2 protein-coding genes are annotated in these 730 nt (G+C 27.8%); both read right to left on the bottom strand.

Translation table 11 applies throughout. The features are described from left to right. The coding region (locus tag LJD32_RS15005; protein WP_227392828.1) for a relaxase/mobilization nuclease domain-containing protein at window positions 1–492 on the bottom strand (492 nt) is incomplete at its 3' end. Then, a partial coding sequence (locus LJD32_RS15000; protein WP_227392827.1) for a plasmid mobilization protein occupies window positions 485–730 on the bottom strand: 246 nt, incomplete at its 5' end. The genes LJD32_RS15000 and LJD32_RS15005, both read right to left, overlap by 8 nt.

The following is a 730-nucleotide window of genomic DNA, read 5'->3' as shown; positions in this document are numbered from 1 at the left end:
AGATAGACCATATTCTAAACATAACTTATCAGATGTTTCTCTTAACATTTGATAATCCTTTTTGGTATTACAAAATCTTTTTCCATCCACAAATGAAGTTGAATTTAAAAGAAAATGATTGTGAATATGGTTCTTATCTACATGTGTTGCAACAACAACTTCAAAACGATTACCATATAATTCTTCAACAAGTTTAACACCTATTTCATGTGCAACTTCACCACTTACCTCTCCGGGTTCAAATGATTGATACCCATGAAATGCCATGATCTGTTTATGATCATTAAAGAACTTCTTTGTATTCATCATTGATTTGCATGGATCAAATGAATCACAATTGATACAAGTAACGTACTTTTTCTCATTTGTTTTATTATTATTGTTCACATAATCTATAACTGTATCTACTGTTTTTTCTTCATCTTCTACATAATGAACAACATGATCAAGTCGATCTTTAACACACCAAATTGAAGTAACTGCTTTAAACACCTCTTACTTCTTGTTCTAAATTTTTAATCATGTTTCTTAATTCATTAACAGTTATTTCTATAAAATGTATATCGACTTGTTCATAAGTATTTAATGATTTTGCAATCTGATTGAGATTATTTCCTATATAATTGAATTCATTTTTTAAACGAAAGTAATCAAGATTAGGAGGTTCTTTAATCAATGATTTTGAAAAACAACGTCTGATATATTCTTCTCGGCTAAGTTTACTTTTAAT

The organism is Faecalibacillus sp. TM498, assembly GCF_020589955.1.
Lineage (GTDB): Bacteria > Bacillota_I > Bacilli_A > Erysipelotrichales > Coprobacillaceae > Faecalibacillus > Faecalibacillus intestinalis.
This window is presented reverse-complemented; position numbering and strand designations above follow the sequence as displayed.